Annotated in this window: 20 protein-coding genes and 5 tRNA genes; 9 read left to right on the forward strand and 16 right to left on the reverse strand. The window is 60.7% G+C overall.

Going from position 1 to position 24,446, the window contains the following annotated elements:
- Positions 1–245: 245 nt before the first annotated feature.
- Positions 246–1,520 carry a citrate synthase gene (gltA, locus tag C2846_RS11390; RefSeq protein ID WP_080051037.1) on the forward strand — a complete coding sequence of 425 codons (1,275 nt, stop codon included), beginning with the start codon at positions 246–248 and terminating at the stop codon, positions 1,518–1,520.
- A 94-nt stretch (positions 1,521–1,614) separates the two neighbouring features.
- On the opposite strand, the gene C2846_RS11395 is transcribed toward gltA, so the two are convergent.
- A complete protein-coding gene (locus tag C2846_RS11395) occupies positions 1,615–1,866 on the reverse strand; it encodes a YkgJ family cysteine cluster protein (RefSeq protein WP_080051038.1) in 252 nt (83 codons plus the stop codon).
- A 23-nt stretch (positions 1,867–1,889) separates the two neighbouring features.
- Positions 1,890–2,762, reverse strand: coding sequence for an NAD(P)-dependent oxidoreductase (locus C2846_RS11400; protein ID WP_080051039.1), 873 nt, complete (start codon positions 2,760–2,762; stop codon positions 1,890–1,892).
- A gap of 195 nt (positions 2,763–2,957) precedes the next feature.
- On the opposite strand from C2846_RS11400, the gene C2846_RS11405 reads away from it, so the two are divergent.
- The 3 genes from C2846_RS11405 to ppnP all read left to right on the forward strand — a co-directional run bounded on the left by C2846_RS11405 (position 2,958) and on the right by ppnP (position 7,539).
- The gene (locus tag C2846_RS11405) at positions 2,958–4,010 is read left to right on the forward strand and encodes an efflux RND transporter periplasmic adaptor subunit (RefSeq protein WP_165443811.1); all 1,053 of its coding nucleotides are present in this window, start codon (positions 2,958–2,960) and stop codon (positions 4,008–4,010) included.
- A 3-nt stretch (positions 4,011–4,013) separates the two neighbouring features.
- A complete protein-coding gene (locus tag C2846_RS11410) occupies positions 4,014–7,184 on the forward strand; it encodes an efflux RND transporter permease subunit (RefSeq protein WP_119701497.1) in 3,171 nt (1,056 codons plus the stop codon).
- A gap of 73 nt (positions 7,185–7,257) precedes the next feature.
- On the forward strand, positions 7,258–7,539 hold the full coding sequence (gene ppnP / locus C2846_RS11415; RefSeq protein WP_080051042.1) for a pyrimidine/purine nucleoside phosphorylase: 282 nt from the start codon (positions 7,258–7,260) through the stop codon (positions 7,537–7,539).
- Positions 7,540–7,568: 29 nt separating this feature from the next.
- Here the strand turns inward: ppnP and C2846_RS11420 are convergent, their stop codons facing one another.
- On the reverse strand, positions 7,569–8,012 hold the full coding sequence (locus C2846_RS11420) for an acyl-CoA thioesterase (protein WP_080051043.1): 444 nt from the start codon (positions 8,010–8,012) through the stop codon (positions 7,569–7,571).
- 147 nt (positions 8,013–8,159) lie between these two features.
- Here C2846_RS11420 and C2846_RS11425 point away from each other — a divergent pair, with 147 nt between their 5' ends.
- Complete coding sequence (locus C2846_RS11425) at positions 8,160–10,412, forward strand: Orn/Lys/Arg family decarboxylase (RefSeq protein ID WP_080051044.1); 2,253 nt, start codon at positions 8,160–8,162, stop codon at positions 10,410–10,412.
- A 42-nt stretch (positions 10,413–10,454) separates the two neighbouring features.
- Here C2846_RS11425 and C2846_RS11430 read toward each other — a convergent pair.
- The 7 genes from C2846_RS11430 to C2846_RS11460 all read right to left on the reverse strand — a co-directional run bounded on the left by C2846_RS11430 (position 10,455) and on the right by C2846_RS11460 (position 13,669).
- A tRNA-Ala gene (locus tag C2846_RS11430) sits at positions 10,455–10,530 on the reverse strand.
- A gap of 43 nt (positions 10,531–10,573) precedes the next feature.
- Positions 10,574–10,649: transfer RNA gene (locus C2846_RS11435), tRNA-Glu, on the reverse strand.
- A gap of 105 nt (positions 10,650–10,754) precedes the next feature.
- Positions 10,755–10,830 (reverse strand) — tRNA-Ala (locus C2846_RS11440).
- Positions 10,831–10,873: 43 nt separating this feature from the next.
- Positions 10,874–10,949, reverse strand: a tRNA-Glu gene (locus C2846_RS11445).
- Between the two features lie 105 nt (positions 10,950–11,054).
- A tRNA-Ala gene (locus C2846_RS11450) sits at positions 11,055–11,130 on the reverse strand.
- A gap of 71 nt (positions 11,131–11,201) precedes the next feature.
- Positions 11,202–12,692 (reverse strand): glutamate--tRNA ligase, encoded by a 1,491-nt coding sequence (gene gltX / locus C2846_RS11455; RefSeq protein ID WP_080051045.1) that lies wholly within the window; start codon positions 12,690–12,692, stop codon positions 11,202–11,204.
- A 47-nt stretch (positions 12,693–12,739) separates the two neighbouring features.
- A complete protein-coding gene (locus C2846_RS11460) occupies positions 12,740–13,669 on the reverse strand; it encodes a LysR family transcriptional regulator (RefSeq protein WP_080051046.1) in 930 nt (309 codons plus the stop codon).
- A 103-nt stretch (positions 13,670–13,772) separates the two neighbouring features.
- Between C2846_RS11460 and C2846_RS11465 the strand changes: the two genes are divergently transcribed.
- Together C2846_RS11465 and C2846_RS11470 are read left to right on the forward strand one after the other, a co-directional pair.
- Positions 13,773–14,804 carry an HlyD family secretion protein gene (locus C2846_RS11465; RefSeq protein WP_119701498.1) on the forward strand — a complete coding sequence of 344 codons (1,032 nt, stop codon included), beginning with the start codon at positions 13,773–13,775 and terminating at the stop codon, positions 14,802–14,804.
- Positions 14,797–16,341, forward strand: a complete 1,545-nt coding sequence (locus tag C2846_RS11470) for a DHA2 family efflux MFS transporter permease subunit (protein ID WP_231705530.1) — start codon at positions 14,797–14,799, stop codon at positions 16,339–16,341. The genes C2846_RS11465 and C2846_RS11470 overlap by 8 nt, the downstream gene beginning before the upstream one ends.
- 5 nt (positions 16,342–16,346) lie before the next feature.
- On the opposite strand, the gene C2846_RS11475 is transcribed toward C2846_RS11470, so the two are convergent.
- The 3 genes from C2846_RS11475 to C2846_RS11485 form a co-directional block, all read right to left on the reverse strand.
- A complete protein-coding gene (locus tag C2846_RS11475; RefSeq protein ID WP_119701499.1) occupies positions 16,347–17,426 on the reverse strand; it encodes a DUF5610 domain-containing protein in 1,080 nt (359 codons plus the stop codon).
- A gap of 120 nt (positions 17,427–17,546) precedes the next feature.
- Complete coding sequence (locus C2846_RS11480; RefSeq protein WP_080051049.1) at positions 17,547–18,395, reverse strand: sulfurtransferase; 849 nt, start codon at positions 18,393–18,395, stop codon at positions 17,547–17,549.
- A 69-nt stretch (positions 18,396–18,464) separates the two neighbouring features.
- The gene (locus C2846_RS11485; RefSeq protein WP_165443812.1) at positions 18,465–19,220 is read right to left on the reverse strand and encodes a spermidine synthase; all 756 of its coding nucleotides are present in this window, start codon (positions 19,218–19,220) and stop codon (positions 18,465–18,467) included.
- 102 nt (positions 19,221–19,322) lie between these two features.
- Here C2846_RS11485 and C2846_RS11490 point away from each other — a divergent pair, with 102 nt between their 5' ends.
- Complete coding sequence (locus C2846_RS11490) at positions 19,323–20,675, forward strand: class II 3-deoxy-7-phosphoheptulonate synthase (RefSeq protein WP_080051051.1); 1,353 nt, start codon at positions 19,323–19,325, stop codon at positions 20,673–20,675.
- A 150-nt stretch (positions 20,676–20,825) separates the two neighbouring features.
- Positions 20,826–22,655, forward strand: a complete 1,830-nt coding sequence (locus C2846_RS11495; RefSeq protein WP_119701512.1) for an ABC transporter ATP-binding protein — start codon at positions 20,826–20,828, stop codon at positions 22,653–22,655.
- Positions 22,656–22,665: 10 nt separating this feature from the next.
- Here the strand turns inward: C2846_RS11495 and C2846_RS11500 are convergent, their stop codons facing one another.
- The 3 genes from C2846_RS11500 to C2846_RS11510 all read right to left on the reverse strand — a co-directional run bounded on the left by C2846_RS11500 (position 22,666) and on the right by C2846_RS11510 (position 24,427).
- Positions 22,666–23,589, reverse strand: coding sequence for an EamA family transporter (locus C2846_RS11500; RefSeq protein ID WP_080051053.1), 924 nt, complete (start codon positions 23,587–23,589; stop codon positions 22,666–22,668).
- Between the two features lie 83 nt (positions 23,590–23,672).
- Entirely contained in the window at positions 23,673–23,960 is a 288-nt protein-coding gene (locus C2846_RS11505) for an ORF6N domain-containing protein (RefSeq protein WP_080051054.1), read from the reverse strand.
- Between the two features lie 38 nt (positions 23,961–23,998).
- Positions 23,999–24,427, reverse strand: a complete 429-nt coding sequence (locus tag C2846_RS11510; RefSeq protein WP_095624536.1) for a universal stress protein — start codon at positions 24,425–24,427, stop codon at positions 23,999–24,001.
- Between the last annotated feature and the right edge of the window lie 19 nt (positions 24,428–24,446).

Raw genomic sequence — 24,446 nt, forward strand, 5'->3', positions numbered from 1 at the left:
ATTTTGCCGGACAAGGAGTATAGAGACTTACCCCCCTGATTACAATGCAACAACCTGTTGCAATAGGCCTATTTCAAACCTTGTCGGGCGATTAACGCGCACAGCCAAAAGACCAATAAAAGCTTTTTATTGGCTTCATATCTATTGACTATCCGCACAATTGACAAACGGGATTATCACCTTATAGTGATGCGGGCCCTGCGTGGGGGGTCACACTTTCGATACAGCAATTAAGGAGGCCATCAATGGCTGACAAGAAGGCGCAGTTGATCATCGAGGGCGCTGCCCCCATTGAGCTGCCAGTATATTCCGGCACCATGGGGCCGGATGTAGTGGATGTGCGCAGCCTGACTGCCGAAGGTATTTTCACCTTCGATCCTGGCTTCATGGCCACTTCATCTTGCGAGTCCAAGATCACTTTCATTGATGGTGACAAGGGCGTTCTGCTCCACCGCGGCTACCCGATCGAGCAGTTGGCCGAGAAGGCCAATTTCCTCGAGACCTGCTTTTTGCTGCTCAAGGGCGAGCTGCCCAATGCCGAGGAAAAGCAGAAATTCGAGAGCACCATCAAGAACCACACCATGGTGCACGAGCAGCTCAAGAGCTTCTTCAACGGCTTCCGCCGCGACGCTCACCCGATGGCCATCATGTGCGGTGTAGTCGGGGCCCTGTCTGCCTTCTACCACGACTCGCTGGACATCAATGACCCGCATCACCGGGAAATTTCCGCCATCCGTCTGATCGCCAAGATGCCGACCCTGGCGGCCATGGTCTACAAGTACTCTATCGGTCAGCCGATGATGTACCCGCGCAACGACCTGAGCTATTCGGAAAACTTCCTTCACATGATGTTCAACACACCCTGTGACGAGAAGAAGATCAGCCCGATCCTGGCCCGCGCCATGGACCGCATTTTCGTTCTGCATGCCGACCACGAGCAGAACGCTTCGACTTCGACCGTCCGCCTGGCCGGCTCGTCCGGGGCCAACCCGTTCGCCTGTATCGCCGCCGGCATCGCCGCGCTGTGGGGACCGGCTCACGGTGGCGCCAACGAAGCAGTGCTGCGCATGCTCGACGAAATCGGCGACGTCTCCAACATCGAGAAATTCGTCGCCAAGGCCAAGGACAAGGACGATCCGTTCAAACTGATGGGCTTCGGCCACCGGGTCTACAAGAACTTCGACCCGCGCGCCAAGGTCATGAAACAAACCTGCGACGAGGTTCTGAGCGAGCTCGGCATCAACGATCCGCAACTGGAACTGGCCATGAAGCTGGAAGAGATCGCCCGTACCGATCCCTACTTCATCGAGCGCAACCTGTACCCGAACGTCGACTTCTACTCGGGCATCATCCTCAAGGCCATCGGCATTCCCACGGAGATGTTCACCGTAATCTTCGCCACCGGCCGTACTCCGGGCTGGATCGCCCACTGGAACGAGATGATCAGCGGCCCATATAAGATCGGCCGTCCGCGCCAGCTCTACACTGGTCACAGCCAACGGGACTACCCGAGCAAGTGATCCGAAAAGCCCCGCCTGGCGGGGCTTTTTCGTTATTGCCGAAACCTGTGTCGAGCAGACACGCGCCCCCCAGACAACAACGCAGCGTTGAGCGCTACGCCGTAGCCTCCTCCCACCACGTCAGGATCTGCAGCGCATCTTCTCGGCTACTACCACACGAGACCGACTCGGCAGTAAATCCCGCACATACCGGAGGGCGCCGCGGATCAGCAAAGATCGCGCAGCGATACTCGGCAGTCAGATGGATACAGGGCACACCAGCCGGCTTGCCCTGCGGCATACCGGGGATAGCAGAACTGATCGAGGGCGCAATGCAGCAGGCGCCACAACCTTCACGACACTGCAAGCAATACCTCCAGCCCCAACAATTCAAGCATCACGCTTGAGCCGGGCAATCAGACTGGAGGTATCCCAGCGCCCGCCACCCATGGCCTGGATATCGGCATAGAACTGGTCGACCAGCGCCGTCACCGGCAACTGCGCGCCATTGCGCCGCGCCTCGTCGAGCACGATCCCCAGATCTTTGCGCATCCAGTCGACCGCAAAACCGAAGTCAAATTCACCCGCCAGCATGGTCTTGTGTCGATGCTCGAGCTGCCAGGACTGGGCCGCACCCTTGCTGATCACTTCCATCGCCGCCTCACCATCCAGGCCGGCGCTCCGGGCAAAATTCAGCGCCTCGGCCAAGCCCTGAACCAGACCGGCGATACAGATTTGATTAACCATTTTGGTCAATTGCCCCGACCCGGCCGCTCCCATCAGGCGAACCATCCGGGCATAGCTGCTGATCACTGGCCGGGCCAGATCATAGACCGCCGCATCACCACCCACCATGACCGTCAACTGACCATGCTCGGCACCGGCCTGACCACCGGAAACCGGCGCATCAAGAAAACCCACACCCTGCCGGGACGCCAGATCTGCCAACTCCCGGGCCACATCAGCAGAAGCAGTGGTATGGTCCACAATCACCGCACCACTGCGAATCCCCTTGAGCACGCCATGCTCACCACTGATCACTTCGCGCAGATCATGGTCGTTCCCTACGCAAACCATGACGAAATCCTGATCGACCGCCGCCTGCGCCGGTGTCTCACATGCCCGGCCGCCATGCTGCACCACCCACTCGGCAGCCTTGCTGGCAGTACGGTTGTAGACTGTCAGCTCGTGCCCGGCACGCAGCAGATGTCCCGCCATGGGATAGCCCATGACGCCCAGACCGATAAACGCCACATTTGCCATAACCGCCTCTCAATACGTCAACCCAAGCCGATCAACTACGGCCATCGATCAATGAAATGATAACAAGGCTGTTTTTCCGCCTCGCCCTCTCACTGACATTTTTTACCAATAAAACTCCAACATAATACCCCTCCCCCCATGTCATGGCACGCCAGTACAGGTAGCATGGGGCCTCAATCCAGCAATGGAACAGTGATGCCATCTATCCGCTTACAACGTCTGCTCGTACTGTTCGCCAGCCTGCTACTGGTCTCTGCCTGTCAGCCCGAAGCGCCACCGGTCAGCGCCAGCAACAATGCCACGCCAGTTGCGGCCTACAGTGTCAGCACCCGTGACCTGTCGCGCCCGTTGCGCCTGTCAGCCAGCGTCGAGCCGCGTACCCAGATCCGTCTGGCCGCGCGCACTGCCGGCACCGTTCAGGCCGTTCATCATGAAGAAGGCGAACGAGTTCAACGCGGTCAACTACTGGCTCAGCTCGATGTCGCCGAGGCCGCCGCCGAACTGGCCCGCACCGAAGCCCAACTGAACTCAGCCAGACTGGACTACCAGCGCGCCGTAGAATTGCGGCGCCGGGGCGTTGCCACCGAACTGGAACTGCAAACCGCCCAGGTCGCACTGCAGGTCGCTGAAAGCCATCAAGCGTTGTGGAGCAGCCGCGTGGCCTATGGCCGGATTGAAGCTCCGCAAAACGCTATCATCACCGCCCGACATATCGACCCAGGCGAAGCAGTCGACGCCCAGGACACCCTGTTCGAACTGGCCGACATGGACCACCTGGTTCTGCGCCTAGGCGTATCGGAACTGGATGTGGTGCACCTAGCCCCCGGCCAGCAGATCCCGGTACATCTGGATGCCCTCCCCGACCTGCGACTGACGGGAGAGGTGCGGCGCATCTTTCCTGCCGCTATGGGAACCAGCCGACTGATCACCGTGGAACTGGTCCTGCCCCCAAGCTCCTGGGACCTGGGCGTAAAACCCGGCTTTCTGGCCCGAATCGACACCGGTATCGATCCGCGCCCCGACACACTGGTGGTACCTTCGGCCGCTATCGGCAGCGGTGACAACGGCAATTATGTCTACACCATCACTCAGGAGCAGCTCGGCTATCGTCCGATCCAGACCGGCATCACTCGTGGCCGCTGGACCGAGATCATCGACGGACTGGAACCCGGTGAAACCATTCTGGCCAGCAACCCTATCGACATGCAGGACGCCCAGCCAGTGCGTATTGTCACTTACCTGGAGTAAGTCATGGCCCAGCAGCAACCTCCGCCGCGCGGCGGACTGGCTGGTCTGGCGATCAGCCGCCCAGTCGGCACCCTGGCCATCGCTTCGGTAGTACTGGTGATCGGCCTGTATTTTCTCCAGCGCCTGCCGATCGATCTGTTGCCCAGCATCGAATACCCGCAGATCCGGGTAACCGTCAACTACCCCGGCGTCTCTCCCGAGGTCATGGAAGAACAGGTGACCCGGGTTCTGGAACGTAACCTGGCAGCGACCGAAGGCCTTCGCTTGATGTCCAGCCGAGTTGAGGACAGTCGCACCGATATCGACCTGACTTTCGAATTCGGCACTAATCTCGATATTGCCATGCAGAACACCTCGCGCGAACTGGAGCAGGCCCGCGCCCAGTTGCCGGATATCAACCCGCCCCGGGTGCGCAAGTTCGACGGCAGCGAAGCGGTTGTCTGGCGCGGCGGCTTCAGCTCCACCGTGCGCAATGAGGCTGCCGTCAACGACTGGATCGAAAACATCCTGTTCCCACAACTGATCGGCATTGCCGGCGTCTCCTCGGTTGAGTCAGCCGGCGGCATGGTCCGCGAGATCGAGGTCATCGTCGACCAACCCCGCCTGCATTCCTACGGGCTCGGCCTGCAGGACCTGAGCAACACCCTGGCAGCCGAAAACCGCGACCTCGCAGTCGGCCGGATCAGCTCCAGCGAGTTCGACGTGGCCGGCAAGACCGAGGGCCTGTTCAACTCGCTGGAACAGATCCGCGACACTCTGCTGCCACTGCCCCGGGAGGCCCAGCGACTTGGCCAGAACATCCGCCTGGCCGATGTCGCCGAAGTACGCGACGGCCATCGGCGCCAGCGGGTGTTCGCCCGACTCAACGGCACACCTGCGGCCCAGGTCACCATCTACAAGCTGCCCGAAGCCAATACAGTCGCCGTCGCCGATGACGTGCGTGCAACCCTGGAGCGCCTGCAGCACTCAGGCTTCATCCCTATAGACATCCGCTTCGAACCAACCCAGGACCCGAGCTTCTTCATCCGCGGCGCCCTGTCCAGCGTCAGCACCGCCGCCCTGATCGGCGGTGCCCTGGCAATGCTGATGGTGCTGTTATTCCTCGGCAGCCTGCGCAAGGGCTTTGTCATCGGCCTGTCGATCCCGATCGCAATCATGGCCACCTTCGCCCTGATGGGCGTCAGCGGCCTGACTCTCAATATCATCAGCCTGGGTGGGCTGGCTCTGGGCGTCGGACTACTACTGGACAACGCCATCGTCATGCTGGAAAACATCTACCGGCACCGTGACAGCCTGGGCAAGGACCCGGACCAGGCCGCGCGCGACGGCGCCCGCGAAGTCGTCTCGGCGATTACTGCCGGCACTCTGACCAACCTCGCTGCAGTACTGCCCTTCCTGCTGGTCAGCGGCATTGCCGCTCTGGTCTTCCAGGAAATGATTCTGACCATCGCCTTCGCCATCATCGCCACCCTGGTCGCAGCACTGACCCTGGTCCCGAGTCTGGCGGCGCTACTGGGCAAACTGACACTGAACAGCGGCCTGGATCGCAGCCTGCCAGTACGCCTGTTTTCTGGCCTGGTCGAGCGCCTGCGCCAAGGCTATACCACAGCCCTGCCGACAGTACTGCACTGGCGCTGGGGCGTACTGGGGCTGGCCAGTCTGGCACTGGCCGGCTCGGCCTGGCTGTTCAGCCAGCTCGGCAGCGAATTTCTGCCGCAAATGGACGACGGCGCGGTTCAGATCCGTATCAGCCTGCCACCTGGTACTCCACCGGAAGAAACCCAGCAGGTGGCACGGCGAATCGAAAAACTGCTGACCAGTCGCGAGTATGTCGAAAGCGTCTTCACCCTGGCTGGCGGCGCTCTGTGGGGCGGCGTGATCAGCGAGCGGCCAGGCTCGGGCATTTTCATGATTCAACTGGCACCAGCCAGTGAACGCCCAGAGATGCCGGCCGGACGCTGGATCGCCGACACCCAGCAAGCCGTCAGGGCCCTGGATATTCCCGGCGCCCGGATCTTCGCCCGCCCGCCACAGATTCGCGGCCTGCGCTTTACCAGTGAAGGCAATGATCTGGCGATCGGCGTCATGGGCCCGGATCTCAGGCAACTGCAAACCCTGGCCAACCAGATCGCCCAGCACCTGCAAGGCATTCCAGGCCTGGAAGGGTTGGACAGCGGCCAGGAAGACCTGAACCCTCTGCTGCGCCTGCATGTTGATCGGCAGCGGGCCGCCGAGTACGGCCTGCGGGTCGCCGAAATCGGTCAGGCCGTACGCGATGCCGTTGACGGCGCGGTACCAACCCGCTATATCGACGGCAATCAGGAATACGACGTACGGGTACGCCTGCCCTACAGCGCCGCCGAAGACAGCGACGCACTGGGCAACCTCATGCTATTCCGCCAGCAGAACGAACCGGTACTGTTGCGCGACCTGGCCCGACTGGAACTGGGCGACGGCCCGGCAACCATCTACCGTGAAAACCAGAGTCGGATCGTGCGAGTGGTCGGGGACATAAACACCAGCATCAACGATGTCGGCAGCGTCATGCAGCAAGTCCAGCAGCGTCTGGCCGAACTCGACATCCCCGAACGCTACAGCCTGCTCTATGGCGGCCAATGGGAAACAATTCAGGACACCAACCGTGAACTGAGCGTGGTGATAGCGCTGTCAATCTTTCTGGTGTTCGTGGTCTTGGCGGTGCAGTACGAGCGCCTGAGCAACCCTCTGATCATCATGGCAGCCGCGCCACTGTCACTGGTCGGCGTCAGCCTGGCCCTGTGGCTGACCAGCACCCCGGTCTCTGCTCCGGTCCTGATCGGCCTGATTCTGCTGATCGGTATCGTGGTAAACAACGCCATCTTACTGGTCGAGTACATCGAGCAGGGCCGCCGCCAGGAAAGTCTGAGCCTGCACGAGGCCATCGTTCAGGCTGGCAGTGTGCGCCTGCGACCGATCCTGATGACCACCCTGACCACCGTACTGGGTATGACGCCACTGGCCGTAGGACTAGGTGAAGGTGCTGAAATCATGCGCCCGCTGGCCCTGGCGGTCGTTGGCGGCCTACTACTGTCGATGCTGCTGACCCTGTTCGTGGTGCCCTGCCTTTATCTGGTCATCAACCGCTTCGCCGAACGGCTACGCGAGCGCCTGACCGGTCAGCCAGCCAGCAGCTGACAGGCATTGCCGCAGGGCTGGACGGCTCGGCATAATGAGCGCCCTTTAAGCCTCGCTCCCAAGGAGTCATTCGATGTTCAAGGTCAACCAGTACTTCGACGGCAAAGTCGCCTCCATCGCCTTCCAGCAGCCCGAAGGCGCCGCCACCGTGGGCGTCATGGCCCCCGGCGAGTACGAATTCGGCACCAGCCAACTGGAAATCATGCACGTGATCAGCGGCCTGCTGACCGTCAAGCTGCCGGGTAGCGAGCAGTGGCAGGACTTCGCCGGCGGCAGCCAGTTCACCGTCCCGGCCAATAGCAAGTTCCAGCTCAAGGTAGCCCAGGACACTGCCTATCTCTGCGAATACCGCTAGGATCCCTAAGCGTTCGTCTGGAGCGCACTTTACGCCGGGCTGACTTCGGTCAGCCCCTTGGCGTAGCCCTCGAGAAACAGCGGCGGCATGCGTTTCGGTTTGCCGCTGCTGAGTTCAATACAGGCAAAGGTCGTCCGCCCACGCAGCAGCGTCAGCCCGTCGCTGTTGCGACACAACTGAAAATGCCGGGTCATGCGCAGTTTCTTGTCCCAATGCACAATCCAGGTCGCCATGGTTAGCTCATCGCCTTCATAGGCCGAGGCCAGATAGTCGATCTCATGACGTACCACCGCCATCGCCCGATCCAGCTCGCGATATTCCTCCAATCCCAACCCCAGGGATTTTGAGTGCTGCCAGGCGCAACGCTCCAGCCAGCGAACATACACCGCATTATTGGCATGCCCCAGCTCGTCGATATCATCCGGCTGCACACTAATGGCCAGGGTATAGGGGTTATCCAGATCCCAGTTCACGAGCAATGACTCCTGCTGACAAAATTCGATCAGCGCGCAGGATACCACACAGCCCTACCGGCAACTGTCGGCAGCCTCCGGCAAAGCACCACTTGCAGTCACCGACGGCAGCGACAACACTGTCTGCAGGCAACAAGGAAATCGTTCATGTTCAAACACCTGCACTTCCCTATCCTGGTCATCAACCCGCATATCGGCCAGGCCAATGTGGCCGGCAAGCAACTCGACGATCTGTTCAGCGCCCTGAGCCAGGAGGGCTTCGAAGTCCTGGCCACCGGCTCGCTGGATGAAGGACGACTGATAGCCGAAGCCCACCGCGGCCTGTCCTGCATCCTGTTCAGCACCGACGACGGTAACGACCTGGCGCCGGTCCAGGCTCTGTTCGAGGCTGCCCACTCGCGCTCGCCCGAACTGCCGATCATCGCCCTGAGCACCCGTCAGCACCTGGACAGCCACTACCTCAGCGCGCTGCGCGATCTGCTGCAGCTGCGCGGCATCATCTATCTGTTCGAGGACACCCTGCCGTTCATTGCCGGACAGATCGCCCGTACCGCCCGCGCCTATCTGGCACAACTGCTGCCACCCTTCTTCAAGGCCCTGCTCGACTACACCGCGCGTTCCAGCTATTCCTGGCATTCACCCGGCCATGGCGGCGGCGTGGCCTTTCGCAAGAGCCCGGTCGGCCGGGCCTTCCATGACTTTCTAGGCGAGAACACCCTGCGCTCGGACCTGTCGGTCTCGGTACCCGGCCTGGGCTCGCTGCTCGATCACAACGGCCCGATTGCCGAGGCCGAGGCGAACACCGCTCGCACCTTCGGCGCAGATCACAGCTTCTACGTAATCAACGGCACCTCGACCGCCAACAAGATCATCTGGCACGCCTTCGTCAGCCGCGATGATGTAGTGCTGGTCGATCGCAACTGCCACAAGTCAATCCTCCATGCCATCATCATGACCGGCGCCATCCCGCTCTACCTGACCGGCTCGCGCAACGACTACGGCATCATCGGCCCGATCAGCCTGGAAGAGTTGGCCCCCGAGCGGCTCAAGCAGCGCCTGGCCGAGCATCCACTGCTCAAGGATCGCCAGGTCGACAATATCCGCCTGGCGGTGCTGACCAACTCGACCTATGACGGCCTGTGCTACAACGCCGAGCTGATCAAGGAACAGCTGCAGGATGCCGTCGACATCCTGCACTTCGACGAAGCCTGGTACGGCTACGCTGCCTTTCACGAATTTTATGCCGGTCGCCATGGCATGGGTCGCAATCGCGGCCTGCCTCGCGCACGTCACCCACTGGTATTCGCCACCCAATCGCCGCACAAGGTGCTGGCAGCGCTGAGTCAGGCCTCGATCATTCTTGCCCAGGACAGCGAGGAGCAGCAGCTAGATCGCGAGCGCTTCAATGAAGCCTTCATGATGCACACCTCAACCTCCCCGCATTACGGCATCATTGCCTCGATCGACGTAGCCACCGGGATGATGGCTGGCGAGCCTGGCCGCTCACTGGTCCAGGAGACCCTGGACGAGGCCCTGAGCTTCCGCCAGGCCATGCAGCAGACCGCCGAACGACTGGACGAGGATCAGTGGTGGTTTGATGTCTGGGAGCCAGAAGAAGCGCTGGACAGCGAGCAACTGCAAGCCAGTGACTGGACCCTGGATAATGGCGAGAGCTGGCACGGCTTTGGCGACATGGCGCCGGACTACGCCCTGCTCGACCCGATCAAGGTCACCCTGCTGACTCCCGGCGTCGAGGAACAGGGCCGGCTGGCCAAAAGTGGCATTCCGGCCGCCATCGTCACCCGTTTTCTGGCCGAGCGCGGTCTGGTCGTGGAAAAAACCGGCCTTTACTCGTTTCTGATTCTGTTCTCACTGGGCATCACCAAGGGCAAATGGAGCACCCTGGTATCCGAACTACAGGAGTTCAAGCGCCTCTACGACGCCAACGCACCACTGGAAACGACCCTGCCGGGCATCGCCCAGGGCGGCCATTATCCGGGCCTGGGACTGCAGGATCTGTGCGAACGCCTGCACAGCTTCTACAAGCAGCAGCGCATGGTGAAGATCCTGCGCCAGATCTATACCGAGCTGCCAGACATGCTGGTGCGCCCAGCCGACGCCTATCAGCACATGGTTCGCGGTCAGGTCGAGATGGTCCCGATCGAGCAACTGGCCGGCCGAATCAGCGCCGTCATGCTGGTTCCCTACCCGCCAGGTATTCCGGTGATCATGCCCGGCGAGCGGTTCCCGACCGATTGCACCGCAATAACCGACTACCTGCGCGTGGCGCAGCAACTGGACCAGCAGTTCCCGGGCTTTGAAAGCGATATTCACGGTCTGCGCGAAATCCGCCAGGAGGACGGCAGCGTGCGGTTCTGTGTGGACTGCCTGAAGGAGTGACAGGCAAAGAAAAAGGGCTCGTCTTGCGACGAGCCCTTTAATTGGTGGAGCTAAGCGGGATCGAACCGCTGACCTCCTGCATGCCATGCAGGCGCTCTCCCAGCTGAGCTATAGCCCCGTGGTCTTGCGACCGCCGGCACATGGGTACCGGTTGGTAAAGATGGCGTCCCCTAGGGGACTCGAACCCCTGTTACCGCCGTGAAAGGGCGGTGTCCTAGGCCACTAGACGAAGGGGACGCAAACCCTTCTGGAAACGATGCTGGTATCGTTTCTTTACCTGACCGCCTGGGAGCGATACAGGCCAGTGTAAAACAGGTCAACACTTACGCGCTGACCAAAAAATGGTGGAGCTAAGCGGGATCGAACCGCTGACCTCCTGCATGCCATGCAGGCGCTCTCCCAGCTGAGCTATAGCCCCGTCTTCTTGCGACCGCCGGCACATGGGTACCGGTTGGTAAAGATGGCGTCCCCTAGGGGACTCGAACCCCTGTTACCGCCGTGAAAGGGCGGTGTCCTAGGCCACTAGACGAAGGGGACGCAAACCCTTCTGGAAACGATGCTGGTATCGTTTCTTTACCTGACCGCCTGGGAGCGATACAGGCCAGTGTAAAACAGGTCAACACTTACGCGCTGACCAAAAAATGGTGGAGCTAAGCGGGATCGAACCGCTGACCTCCTGCATGCCATGCAGGCGCTCTCCCAGCTGAGCTATAGCCCCGTCTCAAGGACGGGGCGAATATTATGGTCCTCGCCCCACCCTGTCAACAGAAATTTACGCAAAACAGCAACTTAAGCCTCAACCTGAGTGAATCCAGCCAGTAGCTTCTCCCAAGCCTTGGCTTCCTTCTTCGAGGTGCCGCCCAGCAGCTCCAGCGCCTGTCGCAGACGGAAACGGGTCAGATCCGGCCCCAGGTGCGCCATGGCATCGAGAACCGAGACCGAGCTGGCCTGACCAGTGATCGCCGGGAACAGCAGCGGCATCACGTCACGCAACTTGAGCCCCAGGCCTTCGGCGACAAACTGGATACAAGCGGTGATGCTGTCCTTGCTCCATTGGCGCTGCGCTTCCAGCTTCCACAGGGTTAGCTGTAACACCTGACGCACCTCGTCTTCCGAGAGCTTCTTGTGCTTGAACAGCGCCGGGTCCAGCTCCAGCCGCCCCATCAGGAAGAAGCCGGCCAGCGGCAGCAGATCGCTGAAGGTTTCGACCCGGCTCTGCACCAGCGGGATCATCGGTTTGAGATAGTCGCCATTGACCGCCCAGGCCTGGACCGCCCGGGCGAAATCCTCGGGTGACAGTTCGCGAATCCACAGGCCATTGAGCCAGGCCAGCTTTTCAATGTCGAAAATCGGACCGCCCAGCGATACCCGGTGGATATCGAAATGCTCGACCATTTCGGCCAGGCTGAACTTTTCCCGCTCATCGGGCATCGACCAGCCCATGCGCCCCAGATAGTTCAGCAGCGCCTGCGGCAGATAGCCCATGCGCTGGTAGAAGGTGATGCTGGTCGGATTCTTGCGCTTGGACAGCTTGCTCTTGTCCGGGTTGCGCAGCAGCGGCATGTGGCACAGGTGCGGCATGTCCCAGCCGAAGTACTGATACAACAGCATATGTTTGGGTGCCGAGTTGATCCACTCCTCGCCGCGCAGCACATGGGTGATCTGCATCAAGTGATCATCGACCACGTTGGCCAGGTGGTAGGTCGGCAGACCGTCGGCCTTCATCAGCACCTGCATGTCGACCTGCTCCCAGGGAATCTCGATCTCGCCACGCAGCATATCGTTGACTACGCACACACCTTCGCTCGGTACCTTCATGCGCACAACGTGCGGCTCACCTGCGGCCACCCGGCGCTCGACTTCCTCGGTACTCAGGTGCAGACAGTGACCGTCATAGCCGGGGGTCTGTTTGTTGGCCATTTGTTCGGCGCGCAGGGCGTCCAGTCGCTCGCTGCTGCAAAAGCAGCGGAAGGCATGGCCATTGCTGATCAGTTGTTCGCTATGCGCCTGGTAGATCTCGCTACGCTCGCTCTGGCGATACGGCCCATGCGGACCACCCACGTCCGGGCCTTCATCCCACTGCAACCCGAGCCAACGCAGCGAGTCCAGAATCTGCTGCTCGGACTCGGCACTGGAGCGCACCTGATCGGTGTCCTCGATACGCAAAATGAATTCGCCGCCGTGCTGACGGGCAAAGCACTCATTGAACAAGGCGATATAGGCGGTGCCGACATGGGGGTCACCAGTCGGAGACGGGGCAATGCGGGTACGAACGGTCATGGATACTCTCGGATAAACGGCCCCCATACCGGGGGCACAGAAAAAAGCTATTCGTCGGCAGATTTTATCAGCGCTTCGGACTCAGCCTCCAGTCTGCTGTTGAGCCACTCATCCACACTTTCCACCAGGTAGTCGATAAAGGCCTTGACCTTCATCGCCTGAAAGCGCCGCGAGGGATACAAGGCGCAGAGCTCACTGGAAGGCAGCCGGCAATGCTCCAGCACCCTGACCAGAGTGCCCAGCTCAACACAGGGCTCGGCAATAAAAGCCGGCACGTTGACGATCCCGGCCCCCGCCAATGCCGCCTCGCGGGCAAAAGTTACATTGTTGACCGTCATCACCGGGTTGACCGTGACGTTGACCTCGGGCTCAAGGAAGTGCCACTTGCGGCTGGTTTCGCTGACACTCTGAATGCAGCGGTGGTGAGTCAGCTCTTCAGGCTTGCTGGGCATGCCGTACTGACGAATGTAATCCGGGCTGGCATATAGCTGGCTGGGGCTGGAAATCAGCGGCCGGGCCACCAGACTGGAGTCGGGTAAACGCCCTCTGTGAATCACAATATCCACCCCCTCCTCAACCGGGTCGACGGTCCGGGTCGTCAGCTCAACCTCAACCTGGATCGCCGGGTAGCAGCGCATGAACTCGCCCACTACCTTGCCCAGAAACAGCTGACCAAACTCGATCGGCGAACTGATCCGCAGCAGCCCGGTCGGTTCGCGCTGCAACTGCATGATCGCCTGTTCGGCCTCGGAGAACTCCTGCATGATCTGTCGACAGCGTTCGTAATAGGCCTGGCCTACTTCGGTCAGCCGCAGCTTGCGTGTGGTGCGATTGAGCAGGCGCACCCCCAAGCGCTCTTCCAACTGAGCGATCCGCCGACTGACGGTGGACTTCTGCATACCCAGCGTGGTTGCTGCGCTGGTAAAACTGTGACACTCCACCACGCGGGTGAAGATCAGGGCGTCATCCAAACCCATAGTTAACTGTTCCTGTCATGCAACAAAGTTTCCAGATTCTAGCGCCTCTGGTGCCTGCTGGAACAGTGCTACAGTGCTCGGACAAGTAGAAAAGGAAGTATCCATGTCCGCCCACGTTCGCAAGCGCCTGTTCGTTTTCTTTCTCCTGCTCGCCATGGCCGGCTCCGCTTTCTTTGTCCACTGGTGGTTTATTGGACGTTTCTACCAATCCACCAACAACGCCTATGTTCAGGGTGACATCACCCGCATCAGCAGCCAGCTCAGCGCCCAGGTTACCGAAGTGCTGGTCACCGACAATCAGTGGGTGGAAATTGGCGACCCACTGATCCGCCTTGATCCGCGGGACTTCCAGATCGCCCTGGCCCAGGCTCGCGCCAATCTGGCAACACGCAAGGCCGAACGGATCGAGGTCGAGTCACGTCTGGCGCAACAGGACAGCCTGATCGCCGCCGCCCGCGCCGATGTTCAGGCCCGCCAGGCCGAACGCCAGCGCGTGGAGCTGGATATTCGCCGCATCACGCCGCTGCGTCAGTCCGGCTATGCATCGGAAGAGCAACTCAGCAACTTCCGTGCTCAGCTAGACGTAGCCAAAGCCCAGGTCCAACGCGCTGACGCCGACCTGCAGACCCAGCAACTGGTCAAGGACACCCTGCGCGCCGACCTGCAACGCCTGGCAGCGCTCATTGAGGTGGCCGAAGCTGACATCAGCAAGGCCAAACTGGATCTGGAGCGAACCGAAATCCGCGCCCCGAACAGCGGCCGGGTCGGCCAACGCAGCGTAAGGGTCGGACTCAACGTCCAGCCCGGCAGCCACCTGCTGGCCCTGGTACCGGAGCAGCATCTGTGGGTACAAGCCAACTTCAAGGAAACTCAGATTCGCGGCCTGCGCGAAGGTCTCAAGGCCTACCTGGAATTCGACGCCTTTCCCGGTCAGCCCATCGAGGGCGTGATCGACAGCCTGTTCCCTGCCTCCGGCGCCCAGTTCAGTCTGCTGCCGCCGGATAACGCCACGGGCAACTTCACCAAGGTCGTACAGCGTATGCCGGTCAAGATCGTCCCGGCCAACGGGCATCCCTTGACCGGCCACATCCGGCCCGGCATGTCGGTACTGGTGAAGGTCGACCTGCGTGACTGACGCGCGTTTCGAACAGCCGATACCGCCGCCGACCCGGCGCGACTGGATCGCCATTCTCAGCGCCATTCTCGGCGCGTTCATGGCGATTCTCGATATCCAGATCATCAATTCCTCGCTCAAGGATATTCAGGGCGCACTGTCGGCTACCATTGAGGAAGGCTCGTGGATTTCCACTTCCTATCTGGTGGCCGAAATCATCATCATTCCACTGGCCGCCTGGTTGACCATGATCATGTCGCCGCGGCGCTTCGCCGTGTGCGTCTCGGTGATCTTCGTGTTCGCCTCACTGCTCTGCTCGATGGCCTGGAACCTGGAAAGCATGATCGTGTTCCGAGTGCTCCAGGGCCTGGCCGGCGGCGCACTGATACCCTTCGCCTTCTCGCTGATCCTGACCAAATTACCCTTGGAGGTGCGCCCCAAGGGTATGGCGCTATTCGCCGTGACCGCCACCTTCGCCCCGGCCATAGGCCCGACCATCGGCGGCTGGCTGACGGAAAATTTTGGCTGGGAATTCATTTTCTACATCAACATCGTACCCGGCATCCTGATGACCGCCGGTCTGCTGTACGGCCTGGACAAGAGCCCGCCACGCTGGGAACTGCTGAAAAAAGGTGACTATGCCGGGATCGCCACCATGGCGCTGGGCCTGGGTTGCCTGCAGGTCTTCCTTGAGGAAGGCCATCGCATGGACTGGCTGGAATCCCCCCTGATGGTCACCCTCGGCGTCATCGCCTTCGTCAGCCTGGTGACCTTCGTGATTCTGCAGCTGAGCCGAGACAACCACCTGGTCAACCTGCGGCTACTGAAAGAACGCAACTTTCTGCTCGGCAGCCTGGGCAATATCGGCCTGGGAGTGGGATTGTTCGGCACGGTGTTCGTGCTGCCGGTATATCTGGCGCAGATCCAGCACTACAACGCGCTGCAGATCGGCCAGGTGTTCATGTGGCTGGGCCTGCCGCAATTGCTGCTGATTCCGCTGGTGCCGATTCTGATGAAATACATCGATGCCCGCTGGATCTGCGCCGCCGGTTTTCTACTGTTCAGCTCGGCCAGCTACTTCAGCGGCTTTCTCAGCCTCGATTTCGCCGGTGATCAATTTATTGCCGTCCAACTGCTGCGCGCCTTTGGCCAGCCAATGATCCTGGTACCGATGTCGATTCTGGCGACCGCCATGATCCCGCCGTCACAGGCTGGCTCGGCCTCCAGCCTGTACAACATTATCCGCAATCTCGGTGGCGCCATCGGCATCGCCGTACTGGCCACAATGCTGGACAGCCGGGCCAAGTACTACTTCGACTATTTGCGCGAGCACATCACCCCAGCCAACCCGGCACTAGAGGAACGGCTGACCCTGCTGACCGAGCAGCTCGGCAACCCTGAATCCGCGCTGCGCCTGCTCAACCAGCAGGTTCACCAGCAGGCCCAGATCATGGCCTACAATGACGCGTTCCACCTGATTGGGCTGATGCTGGCCATATCCATGGTCTGCATTCTGCTGACCAGGCCGCTACCCAAGGCTCCGCTCAAGGCGCAATAGCCGGATCACTCAGCCGCAAGCTGTTGCGCCAACCCCTGCAGCAACCGGTTGTTGATCGTCTCGGCCTTGTCCAGGCGGCCCTGATCGAAGCGCTCATCCAGGGCAAAGCCGCCACGCAGCAACTGCTCAAGGAAGCTGAGGCCATCCGAACTCACTTCACTGGCGCTGCGCAGCGCCTGTAACAGGCCTTCGGCATAATCACGCAACTGGTTGTTAACCGCACTGACTGGCGCCGCCTGGCCGGCGACACTGCGGTAAGCCTCACTGACCTGACGCACGCTGGTCTGGGTCAAGCTCAGCGACATGCTGGCCAACTGCGTGCCGTCCAGATCCAGCGCCAGAGCCCGGTCAAAAGCACCAGCCAGATCACCGGCATAGAACCGGCTGGCCAGTTCCTGCACCTGCCCCAGCAGGCTTTCCAGAGCCGCCCGTTCATCATTGTTGAGCTGTCCCTCGATGACCACCTGGAACTGGCCGACCTGCAGCAGTCCGGCGCTGCCGGCGAATCCGTCTGCAGTCTTTTCTACCGTTGCCGCACTCACTGAGGCCTGGGCGATGCTGATACGCAGTCGGTCCCCTTCCCGGGTGGTTACCGACAGTTCAAAACTCTCGGACAGCGCGACCAGGCTGGAATAATTGGCCACCGACACCTGATCACGCCCAGGCAGCAGACGCTGGGCGATATCGCTCATGCCGGACTGGATTCGGTTGTAGGTATCATCAATGTCCTCGGCTACCTTGCCCTTGAGCACGCCCATGCCGTCAAGAATCTTGCGGGCCTCGGCAAAACCCTGCTCAACCCCTTTGCGAGCCTGGTCATAGAGTTTTTCCAACTGCGAGGTATCGGCGCCATCGGCCCTGGCCTGCTGCAACCTGCCCTCGATAAAGCCGAGAACGGTCTCCGCCACCCTGGCCGGAGCAAAGTTTTCGGCCGGTCCATTTAGGCTGCCCTGTTGCAAGCCCAGACGCTCTGCCAGGCGATTGGCCAGAGTCTGCTGCGGGACCGGCAGATTGCGCACAGACGCCGCCGCAACCGAGTGCGCCGGGCGCGATTGACTGGATGAAAGAAACGGAGTCTGAGTCATGATGCACCTCCAGAAGATCAGAGGTTATCGGCCGACTTTGCCCACACTGAATGACCGTTGGTCGGTCTGCGGGCATGCAGCCCGCTTCACAGCCGCAGACCGTTCCTACATTACCTGGGCTTAGGGAGTCATGCCAGTTGCCACCGGGCGCTGCGGATCAGTGATCCATTCGCTCCAGGAGCCGGCATACAGTCGCGGTTCGGGCAGCCCGGCCTCGACGGCAGCCAGAATATTGTGGCAGGCAGTGACGCCGGAGCCGCAATAGCAGGCCAATACCTGACCTTCCCCCTGCCAGGGCTTGAAGCGTGCCGCCAGCTCAGCCGCCGGCAACCAGAGGCCATCAGCGCCAACATTGGCGACACAGGGCAAACAGGCGGCGCCAGGAATATGCCCGGCCACCGGATCAATCGGCTCCTGCTCCCCGGCATAGCGTGGGGCGCCGCGCGCATCGAGCAATTGCAGGGCCGGGTCGCCCTGGCGCCTGAGAATTTCTGCCGCATCGATCAACCGGGCATGATCAGCGCGCCCCTGGAAGTTGCCCTCAACTGCAGGGCGAGGCGTTTCGCTGGATAACGGTCGACCACTGGCAACCCAGGCCCGCAGCCCACCATTGAGCAGCTTGACCCGCTCATGTCCAAGCCAGCGCAGCAGCCACCACAGGCGTGCGGCAAACAGCCCCGGACCGTCGTCATAGACCACCACCAGGCTATCGCCATTTACTCCATTGCGCCGCAGGCAAGCACTCAACCGCTCAGGGTCCGGCAAAGGGTGACGACCCGTCTGGCCCGGCACCACGGCAGCCGAAAGGTCATCATCCAAATGCAGATAGCGCGCGCCTGGAATGTGCCCGGCGGCAAAATCCAGCCGCCCCTGCCCTGGTTGTTCCAAGGAGAAGCGCAGATCGAACAAGCACAATTCGGAGTCTTCCAGCCGCTCGGCAAGCGCCTGGGTATCGATCAACTGGGACATGTCGGCCTCCATCGGTCAAAGGCTGACAGTAGACGGGTTACCGATGAAAAGCCAGGGTGCCGGCCGGGTTTATCCGGCGCGGCGTAACGACTCAATATACGGGCGCAGGGAATAACCCAGCCGGGGCTCCTGATCATCAGCCCACAGTCGCATGGCGTCCTTGTCCAGGGTCAGACGCCCGCCAGCGGGAATGAACAGCAGAATGTTACCCTCGTCCACTTCAACGCACAGGTAGTCATCACCAAACAGCTCACGCAACATCTCCGCCGCGTAGGGCTGACCGGTTTCGCCCATTTGCCACTGATTGATCACCATCAGCCCGCCGGGTCGCAGGGCACGGTGGCAGCTCTGGAAGAACTCGGTCTGCAACTGCAAACGTGACAGCCCGCCCTCCATATACAAATCGACCATTAACAGATCACAGCTTTCCGGCGCCTGATTGATATAACGCTCGGCGCAGCCATCAAGCACCTGCAGGCACGGGTCACTGCTCAGTCCCAGCCATTTGCGCGCCAGCTCGACCACCGCAGGGCGCAGTTCCACCGCCGTGACCCGCTCAGGTTGGAAATAGCGAACCAGACAGTTGGCCAGACTACCTCCGCCAAGTCCCAGCAAGGTCGCCCGATAATCCGCCCGGCACCAGTACAACCCCAACAGCATGGCCCGGGTGTAGTCATATTCCAGCCAGGCGGAATCCGGCACATAACAGCAGCTCTGCTCGGTCTTTTCGCCGAAATAGAGAAACCGATAGAGGCCGGATTCAGTCACCCGCAACAGGCCAAAGTCGTCACGAAGACAATCGATCACATTTTCCTGGGTAGTCATAGCGTGACGTCTGATGCCCAATAGCCGGCGTAATAACAGGTACAAGATTTTCATGTCTCAGGGTAACATCGAACCCCCTGATACACCCACATATTGAAGCCTATGACCACGCCCTGGACTCCCGATAGCTGGCGCAGCAAACCGATCCTGCAGCAACCAACCTACCCCGACGCTCAGGTCCTGGCCGAGGTCGAACACACCCTTGCCGGCTATCCGCCGCTGGTATTTGCCGGCGAGGCACGCGAGCTGCGTCGGCAGTTCGCCGAGGTCACCCAGGGCCGGGCATTTCTGCTGCAAGGTGGTGACTGCGCCGAAAGCTTCGCCGAATTCTCCGCGCCGAAGATTCGCGACACCTTCAAGGTGCTGTTGCAAATGGCAGTGGTGATGACTTTTGCCGCCGGCTGCCCGGTGGTCAAGGTTGGGCGCATGGCCGGCCAGTTCGCTAAACCGCGCTCGGCCGATGATGAAACCCAGGGCGGCGTTACCCTGCCGGCCTACCGTGGTGACATCATCAATCAGATCGCCTTCGAAGCTGCCGGTCGCGTGCCCGATCCACAGCGTCTGATCATGGCCTATAACCAGGCCACCGCCACCCTCAACCTGCTGCGCGCCTTTGCTCAGGGCGGCTTTGCCAGTCTGGACCAGGTACATCAGTGGAACCTGGATTTTATTGCCAACTCGGCCACCAGCGACCGTTTTCAGCATCTGGCCGACCGCATCGATGAAAGCCTGGCCTTCATGCGCGCCTGCGGGATCGACGAGGAACGCGCTCCGCAACTGCGCGAAACCAGCTTCTTCACCGCCCACGAAGCCCTGCTACTGAACTACGAGCAGGCCTTCACCCGTCGCGACAGTCTGACCGGCGAGTGGTACGACTGCTCGGCACACATGCTCTGGATCGGCGACCGCACCCGTCAGCCGGATGGCGCCCATGTCGAGTTCATGCGCGGTATCCACAACCCGATCGGGGTCAAGGTCGGCCCGAGTACCGACCCGGACGAACTGCTGCGACTGATCGACATCCTCAACCCGGACAACGACCCCGGCCGGCTCAATCTGATCGTGCGCATGGGCGCCGACAAGGTCGAGCAACACATGCCGCGACTGGTTCGCGCCGTCGAAGGTGAAGGCCGGCTGGTGCTGTGGAGTTCCGACCCCATGCACGGCAACACCATTAAGGCCTCCAGTGGCTACAAGACCCGCGATTTCGCCCAGGTACTGCGCGAGGTCGAACAGTTCTTTGCCGTGCATCAGGCCGAAGGCAGCTGGGCTGGCGGCATTCATATCGAGATGACCGGCCAGAACGTCACCGAATGCATTGGCGGCGCTACTCCGGTGACCGAAGCCGGGCTCTCGGACCGCTACCACACCCACTGCGACCCGCGCCTGAATGCCGACCAGTCGCTGGAACTGGCATTCATGATTGCCGAAACGTTGAAGAAGGTAAGGCGTTAACCCCCTCTGGGGAGCGTCGTCGGATTGCCGCCCAGCACCTGCGCGATGCTGGAATAGCCTGACACCTCGGAGTCATCCGCCCCTTTCGCGGTTCGACTATCTCACCGATAATGCCCTGCCTACCGCTTTACCCTGACAGGTTTGCACATGTTGTTTCGCTGGTTTGAAAAACGCCTTGATCCCTTTCCTGCGATAGAGCCGAGCGAACCTCCACGCCAGCTTCTGGCCTTCTGCCTGTACTACACTCGCGGTGCCTGGCCTTACCTGGGCATGGCGGCGCTGTTAATGGCCGGCATCGCGCTGGCTGAAGTGTGGCTGTTCAGTTTTCTGGGCAGCATTGTTGACTGGCTGTCCGAGCAGAGCCGCGAGACATTCCTTGAAACCGAAGGCCTGAAGCTATTGGGGATGGGCCTGGTGGTACTGGTACTGCTACCGTTGATGGTGTTCGCCAACTCGCTGTTCAGCCACCAGACCCTGATGGGCAACTATCCGATGCGCATCCGCTGGCTGGTGCACCGCTACCTGCTGCGCCAGTCGATGGCCTTTTATCAGGACGAGTTCGCCGGGCGTATCGCCACCAAGATGATGCAAACCGCGCTGGCGGTGCGTGAATGCGTGATCAAGCTGATCGACGTGCTCAACTATGTCAGCGTCTACTTCATCGGCACCCTGCTGGTGGTCGGCAGCGCCGACTGGCGCCTGACCTTGCCTATGTTGATCTGGCTGGTCGGCTACATCCTGCTGATGCGCCACTTCATTCCGGTCATGGGCAAGGTCGCCGAGCAACAGGCCGACGCCCGCTCGATCATGACCGGGCGCATCGTCGACAGCTACACCAACATCCAGACCGTCAAACTGTTCTCCCACGCCCAGCGCGAGTCGACCTATGCCCGCGAAGGCATGGACCAGTTCATGACCACCGTCTATCAGCAAATGCGCCTGGTAACTCTGGTCTACTCCCTTCTATACGGGCTCAACGCCCTGCTGCTGATCAGCGTCAGCGGACTGGCGATCTGGCTGTGGCTCAACGAACTGGCCAGCGTTGGCGCAGTCGCCGTGGCGGTCGCTCTGGTACTACGTCTGTGGGGTATGTCGCAATGGATCATGTGGGAGCTGTCGGCCCTGTTCGAGAACATCGGCACCGTGCAGGACGGCATCAACTCGATCGCCCGCCCGCAACTGGTCGAAGACGCCCCCCAAGCCCAACCGCTGCTGGTCAGCCACGGCGAGATCCGCTTCGACCATGTGCACTTCCATTACGGCAAGGGCCATGGAGTGATCGAGGACCTCAACCTGCATATTCGGCCCGGTGAAAAAATCGGTCTGGTCGGCCGTTCCGGCGCCGGCAAGTCCACCCTGGTCAATCTGCTGCTGCGCTTCTACGACGTCGAGGGCGGGCGCATCCTGATCGATGGACAGAACATCGCCGAGGTCACCCAGGACTCCCTGCGTGAACATATCGGTATGGTCACGCAGGACACCTCGCTACTGCACCGCTCGGTACGCGACAACATAACTTACGGCCGACCCGACTCCGGCGAAAGTGAGCTGCTCGAAGCCACCCGTCGGGCTGAAGCCGAAACCTTTATCGCCGATCTGCGCGACGCCAAGGGTCGCGTCGGTTTCGATGCACATGTCGGTGAACGCGGGGTCAAGCTTTCCGGTGGTCAGCGCCAACGCATCGCGATCGCCCGGGTCATGCTCAAGGATGCACCAATCCTGATTCTCGACGAGGCCACTTCGGCGTTGGACTCGGAAGTCGAGGCGGCGATTCAGGACAACCTCAACAAGCTGATGGACGGCAAGACGGTGATCGCCATTGCCCACCGGCTGTCGACCATCGCCGCCATGGACCGGCTGATCGTCATGGATCAGGGGCGCATTATCGAAGACGGCAGCCATGCCGAACTGATTGAGCGCGGCGGGCTCTACGCCCAGCTCTGGGCCCGACAGTCCGGTGGTTTTCTCGGCGAGGACTGAGCCGCCCCGGCTAGCGGGGCTCGCTGACGACCGGACACTCCGTTGCCGGTCGCCCAGCGGCCCTACGCCAACGGCCAAGCAGCCACCCTCCAGACACATTGACCAAAATCCCCAGCATCACCAGAAATGCTCCGCCAAGCTGCAGGGCGCTGACCCGCTCCCCCGCCAGCAACGCGGCGGAACTCAAACCAATCACCGGCACCAACAGGGAAAAAGGCGCAACCTGGCTGGCCGGATAGCGCGACAACAGCCGGCTCCACAGGCTGTAGCCAAGAATGGTCGCGGCAAAAGCCAGATACAGCAGAACCAACAGGGTATTGAGATTGAAGCCCAGCAAGGCGCTGCGCATTAACTCGGGACCTTCCAGCCACCAGGACAGCGCCAGAAATGGCAAAGGCGGCACCAGGCTACCCCACACTACCAGCCCGACCAGGTTCACCTTGCCGATCTTGCGGGTAACGATATTTCCCAGTGCCCACATAGAGGCAGCGCACAAGGTCAATATGAAACCGGCCGTGGTCATACCGCTGTTGATCTGCAAACCGATCATTAGCAGACCTGCGGCCGCAATCAACAGCCCAATGAGATTAAAGCCACGCAACCGCTCACCCAGTAGCAGTACGGCAAAGAACAAGGTAAACAGAGCCTGGGACTGGAGTACCACTGAGGCCAGGCCGGCCGGCATGCCGACGTGCATGGCTGAAAACAGGAACGCGAACTGGCCCAGTGAAATGGTCAGACCGTAGGCCAGCAACCAGCGCAGCGGCACCGCCGGTGGCTTGATGAACAGTATCGCGGGAAAGGCCACCAGCATGAATCGCAGGGCGCCGAGCAACATGGGCGGCATGTCCTGCAAACCAGCCTTGATCACCACGAAGTTCATGCCCCAGACCAGAATGACAAGCAGCGCCAGCAGAAAATCCTTGGCGGTCATGAGCAGTACTCCCAGGCAGTTAAAGCAGTATTAGGCCCGGAACAGCACAATTGCTGAAGATACAGCGACCGCTCAATCGGCCATCACAGTTGACTCCCACCCAGTTCGCGCAGGCGGGCATAACCATCACGGGTCAGCAGCACCAGATGAACCGTGCTGGCATAAATCTGACCGGACAGCTTGAGCTGATCGATCAACGCCTGATGCTCGGTAGCCGGCAAGTAGAAATAGTCACGACCTTCGAGCAACTGCGACTGGCAGTGCTTGAACAGTTTGAAGCAGGAGCCCTTGGGCAGCGCATTGAGCTGATCGAGCTGGCGGAAGCTGAGGGTATCAACCCCGGCATGGGGGATCGGTTGAACGGATGACATAACGGCTCCTTGGCGGAGCCGTTATTGTCGCGCAGTGACTATTTGACCAGCAACACCGGCACCGGCACTTCATGCACCACCCGGGTAGCGACCGAGCCCATGAACAGGTTGCCCAGATTGCTCATACCGCGAGTACCCATGATCACGGTGTCACAGCCCAGGCTCTTGACCGCATGTGCCAGTTCACCAATGACCTCACCCACCACCGCATGCTCTTCATGGCGAACACCGGCCTCGCGCAGCATGGCACCAGCCTCGGCAATCACTTCACGGGCATGATCCAGCGCGCCCCCGTGCAACTGTTCCAGCATATTGGCCGACACATAGTTGCCATACAGTTTGGGCTCACTCTGCACATTGATCACGTGCACCAGAATGTTCGGATACTCGGCAGCTACACCCACCAGATACTCAATGGCTCGTTTGGCCGGGGCCGAGCCGTCAAAGGGTAGCAGTACGTTGCGCATGGTGACTCCTTGGATTGTT

The organism is Pseudomonas jilinensis, assembly GCF_003586265.1.
Classification (GTDB): domain Bacteria; phylum Pseudomonadota; class Gammaproteobacteria; order Pseudomonadales; family Pseudomonadaceae; genus Halopseudomonas; species Halopseudomonas phragmitis.